Annotated in this window: 16 protein-coding genes and 2 tRNA genes; 2 read left to right on the top strand and 16 right to left on the bottom strand. The window is 67.8% G+C overall.

What is annotated here, in order from left to right; translation table 11 throughout:
* Nucleotides 1-529 precede the first annotated feature (529 nt).
* The 4 genes from H613_RS0120335 to H613_RS27980 are packed head-to-tail and all read right to left on the bottom strand — an operon-like array spanning nt 530 to nt 2,834.
* The gene (locus tag H613_RS0120335) at nt 530-1,048 is read right to left on the bottom strand and encodes a hypothetical protein (protein ID WP_026925231.1); all 519 of its coding nucleotides are present in this window, start codon (nt 1,046-1,048) and stop codon (nt 530-532) included.
* A 17-nt stretch (nt 1,049-1,065) separates the two neighbouring features.
* Nucleotides 1,066-2,142 (bottom strand): hypothetical protein, encoded by a 1,077-nt coding sequence (locus H613_RS0120330; RefSeq protein ID WP_026925230.1) that lies wholly within the window; start codon nt 2,140-2,142, stop codon nt 1,066-1,068.
* Nucleotides 2,139-2,471 (bottom strand): hypothetical protein, encoded by a 333-nt coding sequence (locus H613_RS0120325; RefSeq protein WP_156926159.1) that lies wholly within the window; start codon nt 2,469-2,471, stop codon nt 2,139-2,141. The genes H613_RS0120330 and H613_RS0120325 overlap by 4 nt, the downstream gene beginning before the upstream one ends.
* Nucleotides 2,472-2,474: 3 nt before the next feature.
* On the bottom strand, nt 2,475-2,834 hold the full coding sequence (locus H613_RS27980; RefSeq protein ID WP_211234907.1) for a YbaB/EbfC family nucleoid-associated protein: 360 nt from the start codon (nt 2,832-2,834) through the stop codon (nt 2,475-2,477).
* A gap of 556 nt (nt 2,835-3,390) precedes the next feature.
* Between H613_RS27980 and H613_RS0120315 the strand changes: the two genes are divergently transcribed.
* Nucleotides 3,391-4,431 carry a phosphotransferase enzyme family protein gene (locus H613_RS0120315; protein WP_026925228.1) on the top strand — a complete coding sequence of 347 codons (1,041 nt, stop codon included), beginning with the start codon at nt 3,391-3,393 and terminating at the stop codon, nt 4,429-4,431.
* A 125-nt stretch (nt 4,432-4,556) separates the two neighbouring features.
* Here the strand turns inward: H613_RS0120315 and H613_RS0120310 are convergent.
* From H613_RS0120310 to H613_RS0120300, 3 genes are all read right to left on the bottom strand, one after another.
* Nucleotides 4,557-4,629, bottom strand: a tRNA-Ala gene (locus tag H613_RS0120310).
* A gap of 99 nt (nt 4,630-4,728) precedes the next feature.
* Nucleotides 4,729-4,860 carry a DLW-39 family protein gene (locus H613_RS31825; RefSeq protein ID WP_211234906.1) on the bottom strand — a complete coding sequence of 44 codons (132 nt, stop codon included), beginning with the start codon at nt 4,858-4,860 and terminating at the stop codon, nt 4,729-4,731.
* A 166-nt stretch (nt 4,861-5,026) separates the two neighbouring features.
* Nucleotides 5,027-5,956, bottom strand: a complete 930-nt coding sequence (locus H613_RS0120300) for an NADP-dependent oxidoreductase (protein WP_026925227.1) — start codon at nt 5,954-5,956, stop codon at nt 5,027-5,029.
* 99 nt (nt 5,957-6,055) lie between these two features.
* Here H613_RS0120300 and H613_RS0120295 point away from each other — a divergent pair, with 99 nt between their 5' ends.
* A complete protein-coding gene (locus H613_RS0120295; RefSeq protein WP_026925226.1) occupies nt 6,056-6,466 on the top strand; it encodes a winged helix-turn-helix transcriptional regulator in 411 nt (136 codons plus the stop codon).
* Between the two features lie 160 nt (nt 6,467-6,626).
* Here H613_RS0120295 and H613_RS0120290 read toward each other — a convergent pair.
* From H613_RS0120290 to dnaA, 9 genes are all read right to left on the bottom strand, one after another.
* Nucleotides 6,627-6,700 (bottom strand) — tRNA-Ile (locus tag H613_RS0120290).
* A 228-nt stretch (nt 6,701-6,928) separates the two neighbouring features.
* Nucleotides 6,929-7,603 carry a DUF3566 domain-containing protein gene (locus H613_RS0120285; protein ID WP_026925225.1) on the bottom strand — a complete coding sequence of 225 codons (675 nt, stop codon included), beginning with the start codon at nt 7,601-7,603 and terminating at the stop codon, nt 6,929-6,931.
* Entirely contained in the window at nt 7,604-10,102 is a 2,499-nt protein-coding gene (gene gyrA, locus H613_RS0120280; RefSeq protein ID WP_026925224.1) for a DNA gyrase subunit A, read from the bottom strand. It abuts the gene before it with no gap.
* A gap of 45 nt (nt 10,103-10,147) precedes the next feature.
* The gene (gyrB, locus tag H613_RS0120275; protein WP_026925223.1) at nt 10,148-12,106 is read right to left on the bottom strand and encodes a DNA topoisomerase (ATP-hydrolyzing) subunit B; all 1,959 of its coding nucleotides are present in this window, start codon (nt 12,104-12,106) and stop codon (nt 10,148-10,150) included.
* A gap of 341 nt (nt 12,107-12,447) precedes the next feature.
* Nucleotides 12,448-12,897, bottom strand: coding sequence for a DciA family protein (locus tag H613_RS27975; protein ID WP_051393620.1), 450 nt, complete (start codon nt 12,895-12,897; stop codon nt 12,448-12,450).
* On the bottom strand, nt 12,887-14,023 hold the full coding sequence (gene recF / locus H613_RS0120265; RefSeq protein ID WP_026925222.1) for a DNA replication/repair protein RecF: 1,137 nt from the start codon (nt 14,021-14,023) through the stop codon (nt 12,887-12,889). The genes H613_RS27975 and recF overlap by 11 nt, the downstream gene beginning before the upstream one ends.
* Nucleotides 14,024-14,083: 60 nt before the next feature.
* A complete protein-coding gene (gnd, locus tag H613_RS0120260; protein ID WP_026925221.1) occupies nt 14,084-14,968 on the bottom strand; it encodes a phosphogluconate dehydrogenase (NAD(+)-dependent, decarboxylating) in 885 nt (294 codons plus the stop codon).
* Between the two features lie 128 nt (nt 14,969-15,096).
* Nucleotides 15,097-16,245, bottom strand: coding sequence for a DNA polymerase III subunit beta (gene dnaN, locus H613_RS0120255; protein ID WP_026925220.1), 1,149 nt, complete (start codon nt 16,243-16,245; stop codon nt 15,097-15,099).
* 396 nt (nt 16,246-16,641) lie between these two features.
* On the bottom strand, nt 16,642-18,065 hold a 1,424-nt coding region (dnaA, locus tag H613_RS27970), incomplete at its 5' end, for a chromosomal replication initiator protein DnaA (protein WP_281171210.1).

Genomic DNA, 18,065 nt, shown 5'->3' with positions numbered 1-18,065 from the left:
CCTCGGTTCGCTCAGGCCTTCCGGTTTGGCTCCTTCGTGCTATACACCAATGATCCCAGGCCAGGGCCGGTTCGTCATCACCCGAAGGATGCGAAAGGTTTCATGTTTCAGTCCCAGAACACAAGCCCGCCAAGGCAACAGGCCGCCACGCACAATCACTCCACAAGTGAACAGGTGAACCTCGGTGCCGGAGAGGGGCCAGGGGAGGAGGCCTCGTCTTTGTCGCCGCCCGCTTGAAGCCGTACCAAAAGAGACTCCACCGCCGAAGAGGGACCGAAACGATCACTCCCGTCTTTGTCGCTGCCTCAGCGCACATGCAGACCAGCTCCCCACCCTCTTTTGCCGCCCTATCCGGGATGCTGATCCCATGCCCGCATATCGGAGCGGCACCGCTTGAGAACTGAACCGCTGCCTTCCCGAAGAAACCAGAACCGCCATCGTGGCCTCCAGCGCCACGACCATCTACTGCGGCACCGGAGCCCGCAAGTACGTATTTGCGCGGGTGCTCACCACTGCGGGTGCAGTCGATTCACGATCGGCGACGCGCCGACTTCAGGCCTTCGAGCAGGGCGATCACGGCGGCCGCGATCCACAACGGGACGACGAGCGCGTACACCGGGGCGAGAATCTCGAGATCCTCCGGTACCAGAGCCTTGTTCACCGGTTCCACGAGCACGAAGGTGAGCGCCCAAGCACCGCCGATGAAGAGCGAGTACTCGGCGTGGTACTTCACATAGTGTTCGCGATAGCGGCGGCGCACCTCGGCCTTAAACTCGGGGTCCTCCTGCCACGCCTTGGCGACGATGACCCGCTTCCGCTTCCCGACCTCCGAAGCCGTCTCCATCAGGCCGGTGAGCGAGGCCGGGTCGGCCTCGGAGGCGGGCGGCGGCGACGGCGTATCGATGCCGTCGAACCACCCGCGTTCCTCGGCGACCTCGAGCCTCCACTCCTCCGAGCGCATCGCCGGCAGGATGTACCCGCGGGCCATCACCATGAACGCCCCGCCGAGCCACGCCAGCACGGCCACGACGCCGATCAGCGCCTCCACGAATGCGTTCCCATCGGTCAGCCGCCGTCCTGGATAGCGCCGGGGCCACCGCCGAGCAGGCTCTTCAGGCCGGTCATGGGGTACCCGGTGAGGATGTTGCCGAGGTTGTTCCAGCTGTGGGCGTTGTTGAGCAAGGACGTGGGAAGGTTCCCTGAGCCGAACATGTCGTCCATAGTGTCGTAGATCGTGTGCGTGTTGTCGAGCTGGTAGTTCGAGCGCGGGCCGGCGGTGCCGGGTGTCGGCACCGCGTCATCCCCGATCGACTTGCCGAGCTGGTCGAACTTCAGATCCATGCCCTTCTTCATCGAGGACAGATTCAGGTCGAACTTCTTCCCGCTGCCGAACCGGTCGAGGGCCTTGCCGATGTCGTCGATGATCTTGCCGAGCTTTCCCATCCGCTTGGCCAGCTGCGACATGGCCTGACCGAGTTTGGAGATGTGCTTGGCGATCTTCGCCATCACGCTCATCGCGTCGGCCATCAACCCGCCGATCAACGCGGCGATCGAGCCACCGAAGGTGAACCAGGAGGATGCGAGCGCGGCCAGGGCGTACATGATCGCTCGGGACACGAAGTCGCAGATGAGCTCGAGCAGCAGGCCGCGGGTCACCGCGGTCCAGATGCCCATCACCATCATGTAGTTGCTCATGATGCTGGACACGCAGCCGGAGGCCGAGATGGCGCTGCCGAAGTCGGCGACCAGTGTCCGGTAGGCATCGGCGTCCTTGCCCTCCCATTCGGACAGCGATTCCAGCTCGGTCACCAGGTCCTGCCCCGCCTGGTCGAGGGTCTGCGCGATATTGCCCCAGGTGTCCTTGGTCGCGTTGATGGAGGTCGGATCTCCGGCGACCCATTCGAGCGGCTCGTTGAGGAACTCGAAGTGCTCGATGAGGAACCCCACCCCGGCCATGATGCACTCCTTGAAGGGGTTCGCCACGAAGGCGAGCATGTCGAGCGCGGCCACGGTCCCGTTGAGCGCGTACTCGAGGCCGGTGTCGGACTGGAAGAGGGCCTGGGCGCTCGCGAGCGCGCGGGCACCGGTGAACGTCCCGAACGAGGGAGCCGATTCGTCGGGGTCGACGATGAGGTCGTTCATGAGCCGCCCATTTCACTGATGTAGACGTTGAAGGTCTCGGCCACGGAGGAGTCGCATTCCTGGTAGGAGTCGCAGGTGGCTTTCACCTGGACGGAGGCCTCCTTCGCCGCGTCCCTGGCGTCGCCGATCACGTGGGTGGCGAGTTCGGCGAGGCCGAAGGCGATCAGGGCGAACGGCATGTTCACGATGCCGAAGTCCATGGCGCTGCCGATGCCCTTCGCCTCGGCTGCCTGGTGCGCCTGCACGACAGGTCCGATCACCTTCGAGTCGATGCCGTCCACATGGGCTTCGAAATCCTCCGGGCCTGGGACGTTGATGCGGTCGCTCACGGTTCACTCCCTCTCCGGCCCGGCGGACCTGGCCTGGTGCACGATCTCGCTGTCCTCGCCGAACACCGATGCCAGCGCGCCGGTCGATGCCTGGCCCGCGGCAACGGCCGCTTCGGCGTAGGTTTCCTTGATGAGCGCTGCGAGCGACTGAGCGGACATCTTGCGGGTCTCGGGACTGAGTTCGAGGCCTTGGAGGACACCGCCGACGCCGACGGTGACGGAGACCTCCCCATCCGGAGAAGTCGCGGTCGCCGCGGCCGCCTCCAGTGCTTCGTTCAACGTGGAGGCCCTGGCGGCCATGGATTCCATCCGGGACTGGAAATCCCGCATGTAGCCCTCGGGGTCTTCGAATACTGACGGCACTGACGAACTCTTTTCGCTCGGGGGTGCCTCACGGCACTTCGTCATTGCTATGGGATCGGTCCGTGGCCGCTGCTCATTTCGCCGGTCCAGGGGTGGACGGTGCGCTCACGGGTGGACAGGTTGGGGTTCTTCCTCATGCGCGTCGGCGTTCGGGGGTGAGGCGACCAGGCCGAGGGGGCGAGGTGCGGTGCTCTTTCGCGAACTGCATGTACGGGGCTCCATTCAGGAGGCGGGTCAAATTCCCGCCGACCAGACTTCCCGGCACACCAGGCAACACCCTACCGCAATCGTGCTACCAGACCAGTGCAGTCAGTTGCGAGCAGTCCTCCATCACCCTCTGCGGCAACTGTCAGGGGCGGAGATGCCGGTTCCGGCAGGAGCTGGAAGTCCTGGTGGGATCTGACTCATGTGGCTACTGGCTCGATTTCGATAAACGCCTCGTCCGGGAAGCACGCTGAGCCAATCGCGTCCACAAATCCCCTTGCCGCGCTCGCGGGGCTCTGATGGGATGGCACGCACCGCGCCGCCACCGGTGCAAGCCCTGAACGGAGCCGCCGTGCCGCAGAATCACCTCGCCCCCACAGGGCTCGAGTCCGTCGCGATGACGGCGCTGGCCTCGTACGATCTGCCCGAACCGCTGCACGTGACGCCGATCGGGGTCCTGAACAACAGCGTCCACGAGGTGACCGCAGGCGAGGGCAGTCGATACGCCCTGCGCCTCCACCGGCCCGGAGCCCGGCACAGCGACCACACACTCGCCGAACTGACCTTCCTAGCCGACGTCCACGCACGCTTGGCAGCCGAGTGCATCACGGTCCCCACACCAGTGCCCACCGCCGACGGCCGACTCCTCGTCTCCCTCACCCTGCCGCAGAAAGAGAGCGGCGGCGCATCAGTGGAGGCGCACTGCGATCTGCTCACCTGGGTCGACGGCAAAGTACACCGCCCCGGCGGCGGACTCGGCGCCCACGGTGTCTATCAGCTCGGCCGGGCCCTCGCCCACCTCCACCGCGCCGCCGAGAACTACATGCCCCCAGCGGGGTTCACCCTGCCGACCTGGGACGCCGCAGCAATGTTCACCGCCGAGCACTCGCCCTACAACTCCGGACCGATCGGCGAATTCCTGAGCGGCGAGGACCTGGCTCTGTTCGAAACGGTCGCCGAACAGACCGCCGCCATATTCATGGAACTCGGCAACGACAGCAAGTCCTTCGGCCTGATCCACAACGACTTCATCCTCGGCAACTGTCATACCGTTCGCCGCCGCCCCCACAGCTGGAATGTAGGGATCCTGGACTTCGACGACTGCGGCTGGGGACACTACCTCTACGACCTCGCACCCGTCATGGGAAACCTCAGCGACTACCCCCACTTCGAGGAACTCAGACAAGCGTTCCTCACCGGATACCGCATCGTCCGCTCCCTGCCAGAAGAGCTCGAGACCCATCTGCCGGTCCTCATGGCCGCCCGCCACGCGAGCCAATGCCTGTGGGCCGCCGGCCTCGCCCGACGCCCCGGAACCCAGGAACTCGACACCACCGACCACATCACCTACCGCATGACCGAAGTCCGCCGTTGCCTCGACCTCGGCCGATAGGTACCGACCAGCTGAAGCGTTCCACAGCAGCCCACAGAGCCATGCAGACGACAGAAGAGGCACCCAAGCATGGAAAGAGCGGTCATCGTATCGATGACCGCTCTAACCCTCTATGTCTTATTCCGTGGAGCCAAGGGGAATCGAACCCCTAACCTCCTGCTTGCAAAGCAGGTGCTCTGCCAATTGAGCTATAGCCCCGCTACCCCGAGAGGGGTGGCGATCCGTACGAGTATCCCCGCCGGGCTTGTCGCACCAGCGAGGATACCCGGAGCGCAGTGAGTTGGCTAACGCCTTTCTCTAGCGCACGTCTTCCGCGGAGGTCGTGGCCTCGTGCCACAAGGTGCGCTCGTCGTTGATGGACTTGACCTTCCTGGCCACCACCACGGCGACGGTCGCGACACCCGCGACGATCAACAGTTTCTTCCACATGGACCTAGGCCCCCTATTACCAGAGCTTGCCGCGTATAGCAATGCCCCGTTCGACATTGCACGATGTGACTCAGCATAGCGAACACGGACGCGCTCGGTCCCCGGGCCGGAGCGCGGCACGCCCGCGGTATCACCGCGGGCGTGCCACCTGGTCCGCGCCCGGGGTTCAGAGGGTCAGCACGAGCCGGCCGCGCAGGCCGCCCTCGGCGAGGCGCTCGTGCGCCTTCGCGACTTCGGCGAGCGGGTACGTGTCGGCGACCCGGAGCGTGAGCGCGCCCCGTTCCACGAGGGCGACGATCTCGGCCAGTGCCGCGCCGTCCGCCCGGACGCCGACGGTGGCGACCCGGATGCCGCGCAACGGCAGCGGATCGGCCCCGAAGATGACGGCCGCGAAGGCGCCGCCGCCGCGCACGGCCTCCCGGGCGGGGATGCCGAGGCTGGCCGCGTCCAGCACCCCGTCGACGCCGCCGGGGACGGCGCGGCGGACCGCCTCGGTCAGGTTCGCCGACCGCGGCACGAACTCGGCCGCGCCCAGTTCCCGGACCAGCGCCTCGTCGGCGTCACCGGCGGCGGCGACCACCCGCAGGCCGCGGGCAGCGGCGAGCTCCACCGCGAAGCCGCCGACGCCGCCCGCGGCGCCGGTGACCAGCAGGGTCTGGCCCGAGTTCAGGTCCAGCAGATCCAGTGCCTGGGACGCGGTCAACGCGTTGAGCGGGATCGTCGCCGCGGCGACCGCGTCGACGCCTTCGGGCACCCGTGCCACCGCGTCGGCGTCGAGCACGACGTAGTCCGCCTGGGCGGCGAGCGGGACGAGCCGGTCGGACAGGCCGATGACGTGGTCGCCCTCACCGAAGGCGTCGACGCCCTCGCCTGTCGCATCGACGACGCCTGCCGCGTCCCATCCGATGCCGATCGGCCCGGCCTCCATGAGGCCGCCCTTGGCCAGCAGGCCCGCCCTGGTCGCCACGTCCACCGGGTTGACGGTCGCGGCCTCGACGCGGATCCGGACCTGGCCCGGCCCCGGCGCGGGGACGGGAACTTCGGCGATCTCCAATGCCTCCGGTCCTCCGAACGACCGGACTACCACTGCACGCATGTGTGAACTCCTTCGATCTCGATTTCGGATACGAAGGTACGGCCGATACTCTCTATCGGTAAGTAGGCACCTGAAAGTGCGTTGCATTCTGGAGGAGACATGGCGACACGGACGGCGGCGGAGCGGCGGGCGCAGGCGAAGGAGGCGTACGACGCCTACCTCGCCGACTGCCCCACGCGGGACCTGCTCAGCAGGATCAGCGACAAATGGGTCGGCCTGGTGCTCAGCGCGCTCGCCGACGGGCCGCGCCGCTACAACGAGCTCGCCCGGATCATCGCCGGGGTGAGCCAGAAGATGCTCACCCAGACGCTGCGCTCGCTCGAGCGCGACGGGCTGGTCACCAGGACGGTGACGCCGTCGGTCCCGGTCCGGGTCGACTACGCCCTCACTCCGATGGGCGAGAGCCTGCGGCCGGTCATGCAGGCGATCAAGCACTGGGCCGAGGCCAACATCGAGCAGGTGGAGGCGGCCCGCAGTGCCTACGACCGGGCGGACGCCGCCCAGGAGTAGTCCGAGTTGCAAACCCACAGGCCGCATCATTCGTGGCCTGCGATTCTCCTTCGGGAGACGGTTCGGAACCGACTCAAATCCGGCCCCGATGCAGCCGTGCGGGTCCGAGATAGACGAAAATCCCAGTTCGGCACTCGTGCCGAACTGGGATTCTTGTCGGTGGGCGTACCAAGACTCGAACTTGGGACCTCGGAGTTATCAGCTCCGCGCTCTAACCACCTGAGCTATACGCCCTCATCAGGTGTTCGTCGCCTACCCGGCAACGCTGAGAAAGGTTACCCCACCAGGGGAAGTCATGCGAACCCGCCCCCCGGAGGGAAGGGACGGCCGTCACTGGTCCGGCGGCGCGTCCTCTGACCGTCGAGTGTACGGCCCGCCTGGCCCGAGGGCGAGCGGGATATCGCCCCTGAACACGGCGGCGGCCCGCGGTCTCCTCAGAAGGCCGCGGGCCGCCGTTCATGTCTAGTCGCGTTCGGCGAGGGTGACCTCGATGCCGCCGACCAGGTCGGCGCACACGTTGTAGATGAAGGACCCCAAGGTCGCCAGCGCCGTGAACAGCACCATGTTCACCACGCCGAGCAGCGCGGCCGCCCCGATGACGCCCTTCGCGGTGATCCGGAGGTTCTCCGACTCGATGCCGGTCTCGCTCGAGGTGCCCATGAGCATCGTCAGCATGTCGTTGACGGTGTCGAACACGCCCATCGCGTCGAGCGCGATGTACAGCACCGTGGTGGCCACGACCATCACGATGAACAGCACGATCGACACGGCGAAGGAGAACTTCATGACCGACCACGGGTCGATCCGCTTGAGGCGGAGCCTCGCCCGGCGAGGCCCGCGCGCGGCGGCCTGCGACACGGCGGCCCTGGCGGCGCGCACCGCGTCGGCGACCCGCGCGGAACTCGCCACGCCCCCGGCGGGGGGCGGCGGCGTCTGCACCTGCGGGATCGCCTCCGGCGTGACCGGCGGCGGCGTCATCCCCGGCGGGCGGCGGATGGTCAGCGTCTTGTCCTCATCGGCGGTCGATGAGTCCGAAGACGGCGACTGGTCGCCGTCCGTCGCCTGCTCGGCCGAATCGGACGCCGCTTCGACATCCTCAAGCTCGGTCTCCGCAGCGGTGGCCTTCGCTTCCGTCATCTACTCGTCCTGCCCATCATCGGGTTCTTCGGCGCTCCTGGTGATCGCGAGCAGCGAGACCTCGTCGGGCAGGTCGATCAGTTTCACACCCATCGTGTTGCGGTCCGTAGTCCTGCGGACCGGCTTGACCGGAGTTCTGATGACGCCCCCTTCCGAAGTGATCGCGAACAGCTCGTCTTCCGGCGTCACGGAAAGCGCCCCCACCAGATCGCCTCGTCGTTCGGTGATCTTCGCCGTCAGGACGCCCTTGCCGCCTCGACCCTGCTGAGGATACGCCTCGACGGGAGTCCGTTTCGCATATCCGCGGCTGGTCGCCACAAGGATGTCCATATTATCGCGTAGGACGATCATGGTCAGCAGTTCGTCATCCCCGACGAAACGCATTCCGATCACGCCGCTGGTGGCGCGGCCCATGGGCCGCAGGGACTCGTCCGAGGCCTGGAAGCGGATCGCCTGGGCCTTGCGGGAGACGAGCAGCAGGTCGTCGGCGGGCTCGATGAGCGCCGCGCCGACCAGTTCGTCGCCGTCGCGCAGGTTGATGCCGACGATGCCGCCGGTGCGCGGGGAGTCGAAGTCGGACAGCTTGCTCTTTTTGACCAGGCCGTTGCGGGTTGCCAGCACCAAGTGCGGGGCGGCCTCATAGGACTGGAGCTGGATGACCTGGGCGATCGTCTCGTCGGGCTGGAACGCCAGGACGTTGGCCACGTGCTGGCCGCGGGCGGTGCGGCTCGCCTCGGGCAGCTCGTAGGCCTTGGCCCGGTAGACGCGGCCCTTGTTCGTGAAGAACAGGATCCAGTCGTGCGTGGTGCACACGAAGAAGTGGCTGACGATGTCGTCCTGCTTGAGCTGCGCGCCCAGGACGCCCTTGCCGCCGCGCTTCTGCGAGCGGAAGGAGTCGGTCTTGGTGCGCTTGACGTAGCCACCATGTGTGATGGTCACCACAATGTCTTCGCGGGCGATGAGGTCCTCCATGGACACCTCGCCGGCGTCGGGCAGGATCTGCGTGCGCCGCTCGTCGCCCCAGCGCTGCACGACCGCGGCCAGCTCGTCGCGGACGATCGAGCGCTGCCGCTCGGGCTTGGCCAGGATGTCGTTCAGATCGGCGATCTTGGCCTCGATCTCGGTCAGCTCGTCGACGATGCGCTGGCGCTCCAGGGCCGCGAGGCGGCGCAGCTGCATGTCGAGGATGGCCGTCGCCTGGATCTCGTCGACCTCCAGCAGCTCCATCAGCCCGGCCTTCGACTCCTCGGCCGAAGGCGAGCGGCGGATGAGCGCGATGGTCTCGTCGAGCAGGTCGAGCGCCTTGGCCAGACCGCGCAGGATGTGGGCCCGCTCCTCGGCCTTGCGCAGCCGGTAGCGAGTGCGCCGGACGATGACGTCGATCTGGTGGGCGACGTAGTAGCGCACCATCTGGGCGATGTTCAGCGTGCGCGGCACCCCGTCGACCAGGGCCAGCATGTTCGCGCCGAACGTCTCCTGCAGCTGCGTGTGCTTGTACAGGTTGTTGAGCACGACCTTCGGGACGGCGTCGCGCTTGAGCACGACGACGATGCGCATGCCGGTGCGCCCCGAGGACTCGTCGCGGATGTCGGCGATGCCGCTGAGCTTGCCGTCCTTGACCAGGTCGGCGACGCGCTCGGCGAGGTTGTCCGGGTTGACCTGGTAGGGCAGCTCGGTGACGACCAGGCACGCGCGGCCCTTGGCGTCCTCCTCGACCTCGACGACGGCGCGCATCTTGATCGAGCCGCGGCCGGTGCGGTAGGCGTCCTCGATGGCGGCGCGCCCGAGGATCGTGGCGCCGGTCGGGAAGTCGGGGCCGGTGACGATGCCGAGCAGCGCCTCCAGGGCCTCCTCCTCGCTCGCCTCGGGGTGGTCCAGGCACCAGTTGACCGCGGCGGCGACCTCGCGCAGGTTGTGCGGCGGGATCTTGGTGGCCATGCCGACCGCGATGCCCTCGGAGCCGTTGACGAGCAGGTTCGGGATCCTGGAGGGCAGGATCATCGGCTCGGTGGTCTTGCCGTCGTAGTTCGGCTCGAACTCGACCGAGTCCTCGTCGATGTCCCGCAGCATCTCCATCGCGAGCGGGTCGAGGCGGCACTCGGTGTACCGCATCGCGGCGGCCGGGTCGTTGCCCGGCGAGCCGAAGTTGCCCTGGCCGTCGATGAGCGGGTACCGCAGGCTCCACGGCTGGGCCATGCGCACGAGCGAGTCGTAGATGGCGCCGTCGCCGTGCGGGTGGTACTGGCCCATGACGTCGCCGATGACGCGCGAGCACTTGACGTAGCCGCGGTCGGAGCGGTACCCGCCGTCGTACATCCCGTAGAGGATCTTGCGGTGGACCGGCTTGAGGCCGTCGCGGACGTCGGGCAGCGCGCGCCCGACGATGACGCTCATCGCGTAGTCGAGGTAGGAGCGCTGCATCTCGACCTCGATGCCGACCGGGTCGATGCGGCCGTGGGTCTCCAGCGCGTCCAGCTGGTCTTGGTTGTTCTCAGGCACCAGTGCTTCCTTGCTCTGTAAAGCGGATCGTGAACGGGCCGGCCACTAGATGTCCAAGAAGCGGACGTCTTTGGCGTTCTCCTGGATGAAGCGGCGGCGGCTCTCCACGTCCTCACCCATGAGGACGCTGAACAGCTCGTCCGCGGTTGCCGCGTCGTCGAGCTGGACTTGGAGGAGATTGCGCCGCGCCGGGTCCATGGTCGTCTCCCACAGCTCGGTGTAGTTCATCTCACCGAGGCCCTTGTAGCGCTGGACGCCGTCGGACCGGCGCGGGTCGGACTTGCCCTGGGCGACGCCCTCCTCGATGAGCCGGTTCCGCTCGGCGTCGGAGTAGGCGTAGGAGACCAGGTCGCCCTTCTTGTTCCACTTGATCTTGTACAGCGGCGGCTGGCTCATGTACACGTGGCCGAGCTCGACGAGCGGGCGCATGAACCGGAACAGGAGGGTCAGCAGCAGCGTGTTGATGTGGTGGCCGTCGACGTCGGCGTCGGACATCAGGATGACCTTGTGGTACCTGAGCTTCTCGATGTCGAATTCCTCGTGGATGCCGGTGCCCAGGGCGGTGATCATGCCCTGGACCTCGTTGTTCTTGAGGATCTTGTCGAGGCGGGCCTTCTCCACGTTGAGGATCTTGCCGCGGATGGGCATGATCGCCTGCGTGCGCGGGTTGCGGCCCTGCTTGGCCGAGCCGCCGGCCGAGTCGCCCTCGACGACGAACATCTCGCATTCCTCGGGGCTGGTCGACTGGCAGTCGGCCAGCTTGCCGGGCATCGAGGAGGTCTCCAGGAGGCTCTTGCGCCGGGCCAGCTTGCGGGCCTGCTGCGCGGCCTTGCGGGCCTGCGCGGCCGAGGCCGACTTCTGGACGATGGTGCGCGCTTCCTTGGGGTGGCGGTCGAGCCAGTCGGGCAGCCACTCGTTGCAGATGCGCTGGACGAAGCTGCGGATCTCGGTGTTGCCGAGCTTGGTCTTGGTCTGGCCCTCGAACTGCGGCTCGCGCAGCTTCACGGAGATGATCGCGGCCAGGCCCTCGCGGATGTCGTCGCCCGAGAGGCGGTCCTTCTCGCTCTTGAGGATCTTCTTCTCGAGCCCGTATCTGTTGACCGCGTTCGTCAGCGCCGAGCGGAAGCCCTCCTCGTGGGTGCCGCCCTCGTGCGTGTTGATGGCGTTGGCGAAGGTGTAGACCGACTCGCCGTAGGACTCGTTCCACTGCATCGCGATCTCGACCGCCTGGCCGTCCTCGTCGGCGGAGAAGGCGACCACGGTCGGGTGGATCGGGTTCTTGGAGGTGTTGAGGTGGCGCACGAAGTCGGCGATGCCCTCGTCGTACTTGAACGTGACCTCCTTGGTCCCGCTCTCGTCCTCGACGTGCTCGGGCCGCTCGTCGCGCAGGGTGATGGACAGGCCCTTGTTGAGGAAGGCCATCTCCTGGAGGCGCCGGTAGACCGTCTTGTAGTCGAACTCGAGGGTCTCGAAGATGTCGCCGTCGGGCCAGAAGGTGACGATGGTGCCCGTCTCGTCCGAGCGCTCGCCCTTCTCCAGCGGGCCCGGCTGGGCGTTCTTGTAGTGCTGGCGCCACACGTGGCCGTCGCGGCGGATCTCGACCGACAGCTGGGTCGACAGGGCGTTGACGACGGAGACGCCGACGCCGTGGAGGCCGCCGGAGACCGCGTACGTCTGCGAGTCGAACTTGCCGCCGGCGTGGAGCACGGTGAGCGCGACCTCGACGCCCGGCTTCTTCAGCTTCGGGTGGAGGTCGACGGGGAAACCGCGGCCGTTGTCGGTGACGCGGATGCCGCCGTCGGCGAGGAGGGCCACGTCGATGTCGGTGCAGAAGCCCGCGAGCGCCTCGTCGACGGAGTTGTCGACCACTTCCTGGAGGAGGTGGTGCAGACCCCGCTCGCCGGTCGAGCCGATGTACATGCCCGGGCGCTTCCTGACCGCCTCGAGGCCTTCGAGGACCGTCAGCGAACTGGCGCTGTACTCATCCTGCTTCTTCGCCGCCACCGGCAACTCCTTCTGTCGTCGTTCACGGTCAGTGAGAAAGCTAGTTCGTGGGTGTGACACTTCCAGCGCCCCGACCTCGGCTCGGGGGCCGCGCGGCCGCCGATCGGCCGCGCTCGCCGCGGCGATGGCGCGCCGCCTGTGAGCCTTGCCATGGCAAGACGGCCGGAGCATGGGGCGCCCGACCGTCGGGGCGAAGCTCGCGAGCCGTCAATGAGCTCATGTCACCCCTCAAGTCTACTGCGACCGTGCCCTGAATACCGTCTCTCAGCGGCGTGATGTCGTCACAGTCGCACCGGGAGGCGTGGACATGAACCCCCCTACGGACCTAGGGGCGGACCGCTTCAGAATGTGTCACGGGAGCCATTAAACCGTACTCGCCGCGGGCCGTAGGAACGTGTCGGCTGTTTGGGACCCACGATCTTCAGGCGCTTGACGACGCCGGGCCCGAGCGCGGCGGCGATCTTCGCGTAGATCTGCTTCGAGAACAGCCGCAGCTGCGTGGCCCAGGCGGTGGACTCGGCGACGACCAGCAGCTCGCCGTCGACGAGCTGCTCGGGGCGGCAGTGCCCGGCGATCTCGGGGCCGACGATCTCGGTCCAGCGGCCGAACACCGAGGCGTTCGAGACCTTCCCCGTCCAGCCCTTCTTGCGGACGACCTGCCCGAGGAGGGCGCCGAGCGGTTCGGGGTCGCGCTTGTCCGGGCCCGGCCCCGACCACTCCCGGCGGAAGCGCGGGTCGTCACTGCGGCCCCTCTTGGGACGGGGCCGGTAGTTGTAGCCGTTAGAGGACACGTCGGATCTCCCCCTCCCACACGTCGAAGCGGGCGCCGGTGAGGCGGCCGGGGACGTCGTCGGCCACGGCGCAGGTGATGAGCGTCTGCGGCGCGGCCTCGGCGTACTCGGCGAGGCGCTCGCGGCGGGTGGTGTCGAGCTCGGCGAACACGTCGTCGAGGATCAGGATGGGCGCGGTGCCGTCGGACCGCAGCAGCTCGAAGGCGCCCAGACGCAACGCGAGCGCCACCGACCAGGTCTCGCCGTGGGAGGCGTAGCCCTTGACCGGGAGGTCGCCGAGGGCGAGCTCGACGTCGTCGCGGTGCGGGCCGACGAGCGTGGATCCGCGCTCGACCTCCTTGGCGCGCGCGGCGGCCAGCGCGGCGGCGAGGCGCGCGGTGAGGACGTCCCGGTCGGCGGCGAGGTCGTCGCCGAGCTCGGAGGTGTACGCCAGGCTCACCTCGGAGCGGCCGTCGGCGATGCGCGCGTGGGCCTTGGCGACGGGCTCGACCAGGTCGGCGACGAGCGCCAAGCGCCCGGCGAGGAGCTCGGCGCCGTGCTCGGCGAGGTGGGCGTCCCACGCGTCGAGGGTGGCCATCTCGGCGCCGCCGGGGCCGCGGCCGCCGGTCTTCTTCGCGAGGTAGGCGGTGCGCAGGAGCGTGTTGCGCTGCTTGAGGACCCGCTCGTAGTCGGCCTTGACGCCCGCGAAGCGCGGGTAGCGCGAGCACAGCAGCTCGTCGACGTAGCGGCGCCGCACCGACGGCTCGCCGCGCACCAGCGCGAGGTCCTCGGGGGCGAACGCGACGGCCTTGAGCGCGCCGATGAGGTCCCTGGGACGGGGCAGCGGGGTCTTGTTGAGGCGGGCGCGGTTGGACCTGCCGGGGACGATCGCCAGCTCGGCGAGCAGGCGGCGCGAGTCATGGACGATCTCGGCGCGGATGACGGCCTGGTCGGCGCCGCTGCGGACCAGGGGGGCGTCGTTCGCCACCCGGTGGGAGCGGAGCGTGGAGAGGTAGATCAGCGACTCGATGAGGTTCGTCTTGCCGTGCCCGTTGGGGCCCACCAGAATCGAGGGGCCCTCGTCGAGCGCGATCTGGGCGTGCGGGTAGGACCTGAAGTCGCTCAGTTGCAGCTGCCGTACACGCACACCCCTATTGTGCCGCCTTCGGCCGACACCGGCTCGACCGGATGCCGCCACCGCGTCGCGTCACTCGCCCTCTTCCGGTTTCACGGCGTGGCCGCCGAACTGGTTTCGCAGCGCGGCGACGGCCTTCATGGCCGGGGAGTCGTCCTGCCGGGAGACGTAGCGGGCGAACAGGGAGTCGGCGATGGCCGGCATCGGCACCCGCAGCCGGATGGCCTCCTCGACCGTCCAGCGGCCCTCCCCGGAGTCCGCGACCCAGCCGCGGATCTTCGCCAGCTCCGGGTCGTCGTCGAGCGCGCGGTCGAGCAGCTCCAGCAGCCAGGAGCGGATGACGGTGCCCGAACGCCACGATTTGAAGACCGCGGCGACGTCCTCGACCTGGTCGGAGGCCTCCATGAGCTCGTAGCCCTCGGCGTAGGCCTCCATCATCGCGTACTCGATGCCGTTGTGCACCATCTTGGCGTAGTGCCCGGCGCCCGCCCCGCCCGCGTGGACGAAGCCGTACTCGCCCTCGGGCTTGAGCTCGTTGAAGATCGGCATCAGCCGCTCGACGTCGGCCTTCGCGCCGCCGACCATGAGCGCGTAGCCCTCGTCGAAGCCCCACACGCCGCCGGAGACGCCGACGTCGACGTACCCGATGCCGTGCTCGCCGAGCATCTTGGCGTGCTCGGCGTCGTCGGAGAACCGGGAGTTGCCGCCGTCGACGACGAGGTCGCCCTCGGCGAGCAGCCCGGCGAGCTCGTCGACGGTGGAGCGGGTGGGCTCGCCGGCGGGGACCATGACCCAGACCGCCCGGGGGGCGTCGAGCGCCTGGACGAGCTCGGCGAGCGAGCCGACGTCGGACTTGTCCGGATCGCGGTCGTATCCGACGACGTCGTGTCCGGTCTCCTCGAGCCGCGACTTCATGTTGCCGCCCATCCTGCCGAGCCCGATCATGCCCAGTTGCATGCCGCGCCCCCTTCCACGTGCTGAAGCGATGTATGCGCCCCGGCTTCGCACTTCGCCGCCGAAGGCGCCTGCGAGTCGAAAACTATCTCGGCGGCGCTTGCGAGCCGTGAATCGGCCGAGAGCGCCGCTTAGGCGTCCCAACGCAATGGTTGCAGCATGTAGAGGTACCCGTCGTGGTTTGTGTCAGATTCCTCATCTTCGGGCGCGGCCTCCCCGGTCATCACGACCGGCTTGCCCAGCTCGTTCATCTTGAACGCTGTGACGGGCGCATCAACCACGGCGAGCCCGTCGAGCAGATAGGTCGGGTTGAACGCGATCTTGCCGGCCTCGCCCTCGAAGGTGCAGTCCATCGCCTCGGAGGCCTTGGCGTCCTCGGCGCCGCCGGCCTCGACCACAAGGCCGTCGTCGTCGAAGGACAGGCGGATCGGCGAGTTGCGGTCGCCGACGAGCGCGACGCGTCGCGCGACCTCGATCAGGTCCGAGGTCTTGACGCGCAGGATCGTGGCGTACGCGGTGGCCAGGAGGCTGCGCAGCGGCGGCAGCTGGCCGTCGAGGACGCGCGAGGTGGTCTGGCGGCCGCCCGCCATGAAACCCACCATGCCGGGGGCGCCGTCGGCGCCCGAGGGCACGGCGATGGTGACCGGTCCGGAGAAGCTGCCGAAGGTGCGGGCGGTGTCGGCGAGGGCCTTGGCCGGGACCAGGACGGTGACGTCGACGTCGGACTCGTTCGGCTCCCACGAGGAGTCGCGGATGGCCATGCGGTAGCGGTCGGTGGCGAGCATGCCGATGCCGCCGCCGGTCAACTCGATCTGGACGCCGGTCATCGTCGGGAGGGTCTCGTCCTTGCCCGCGGCGATGGCGGTCTGCGAGACGGCCTTGGCGAACTCGTCGGCGTCGATGGTGCCGATCGCCTCGGGCATCTGCGGCAGGCTCGGGTAGTCCTCAAGCGGCATGGTCGGCAGCGTGAAGCGCGCCGACCCGCAGGTGAGTTCGGCGTGCGGGCCGTCGACGGTGAAGTCGACGGGCTTGTTGGGGAGGGCCTTGACGATCTCGGCGAGCAGCTTCCCCGACACCAGCGTCGTCCCGGCGGACTCGCCGGTGACGTCGACGGTGACGCGGGTGGAGATCTCGTAGTCGAAACCGGAGATGGTCAAGGTGCCTTCGTCGACCGACAGGCGGGCGCCGGCCAGCACGGGAACCGACGGCCGGGCCGGAAGGCTCTTGGCGGTCCATGAGACCGCATCGGCGAAGGTGTCACGGTCAACTTGGAATTTCATGGCGAGCTCGCTCCTCATCTTGCTGATGCCTGGTTGTTCACAGCGCTATTACTAATGAACTCTCTATAGATATAACTGTCGTCGTAGTCGTCGGTGCTGTGGAAACTGTGGATAACCCGTCTTTTGGCTGCTAGGCGCCCGTATGGGGTTGTGGACGAACTGTGGACAACCTGTGGATGAATCGGCAGTTTATCCACAGGTTGCGACAGTTCCGAGGTTTTCCACATCTCGTCCACAGGCTTGTCCACAGGTTTTCCACAAGTTCTCCACAGGTTTGTCCACAGGGATTACGCGAAAAGCATTCGCATCACCGGCCGTTATCCACACGTCGTCCACAGCTTTTCCACAGAAATTCGGGTTTATCCACAGCTTTTCCACAAGGTTGTCCACAGGGCGTCATTCGTCGGTGTGTTTCAGACGGTTGGTCAATTCGGCGATCTGGTTGTATAGTGCCCGCCGCTCGGCCATCTGCTTGCGGATCTTCTTGTTCGCGTGCATCACCGTCGTGTGGTCCCTGCCGCCGAAGGCCTGGCCGATGCGCGGCAGCGACATGTCGGTGAGTTCGCGGCACAGGTACATGGCGACCTGGCGGGCGTTGACCAGCACGCGCGAGCGCGAGTTGCCCTTGAGGTCGGCGGCCTGGACGCCGAAGTACTCGGCGGTGGCCTGCATGATCTGCTCGACGGTGACCTCGGGGGTCTGCCCGCCCTCGGGGATGAAGTCGTGCAGCACCTCTTCGGCCAGGCCGAGGTCGACCGGTTTGCGGTTCAGGCTCGCGTAGGCGGTGACGCGGATGAGCGCGCCCTCCAGTTCGCGGATGGAGTGGTGTATCTGCGAGGCGATGAACTCCACGGCGTCGGTCGGCACGTTGAGGTCGTCTTGGACGGCCTTCTTGCGCAGGATCGCGATCCGCGTCTCCAGGTCCGGCGGCTGGATGTCGGCGAGCAGGCCCCACTCGAAGCGGGTCCGCAGCCGGTCTTCGAGGGTCTGGAGCTGCTTGGGCGAGCGGTCGGAGGAGATCACCAGCTGCTTGTTGGCGTTGTGCAGCGCGTTGAAGGTGTGGAAGAACTCCTCTTGGGTGCGCTCGCGGTCCATCAGGAACTGGATGTCGTCGATCAACAGGATGTCGACGTCGCGGTAGCGGCGCTGGAAGGCCTGCTGGCGGCGGTCGGAGAGCGAGTTGATGAAGTCGTTGGTGAACTCCTCGGTGGTCACGTAGCGGACCGAGACGGCGGTGCCGAGGTCGTGGGCGTAGTGGCCGACCGCGTGCAGCAGGTGCGTCTTGCCCAGGCCGGATCCGCCGTAGATGAACAGCGGGTTGTAGGCCTTGGCGGGGGCTTCGGCGACGGCGAATGCGGCGGCGTGGGCGAAGCGGTTGGACGAGCCGATGACGAAGGTGTCGAAGTTGTAGCGCGGGTTGAGGCGCCCGACCCCGTCGGCGGCCGCCGGTGCCGCGGCGGTCTTCACCGTCTTGGACACGCCCCCGCGGCGCTCCGGATCCGGATCGGCCGACGGCGGCGGCGCGACCGGCGGGAAGTAGTTGTGCGGCTGGCTGCCCGAATCAGCGGGCCTGGCCTGCGTCCGAGACCGCTCGGGCTCGGCGGCTACCGGTTCGGGAGATGCCGCTTCAACAGGTGCGGCTTCGCTGGGCGTCGCCTCGGCGGCCGCCGGCTCAGCACGCGGCGATGCGGCGGCCGGCGGTTCGGGCGCTTGTTCGGCGACACCCGGCCGCTCGGGTTCCGCGTGCTCGACGCGCGGGGCGTCGGCGGCCTCGGCGGCCTCGGCAGGCGCCTTCGGCTCCACCCCACGCGGGGCGGCGG

Source organism: Glycomyces arizonensis DSM 44726, assembly GCF_000482705.1.
GTDB classification, from domain to species: Bacteria; Actinomycetota; Actinomycetes; order Mycobacteriales; family Micromonosporaceae; genus Glycomyces; species Glycomyces arizonensis.
Note: the sequence above shows the minus strand (reverse complement) of the source record. Positions and strands in the feature narration are given on the sequence as shown.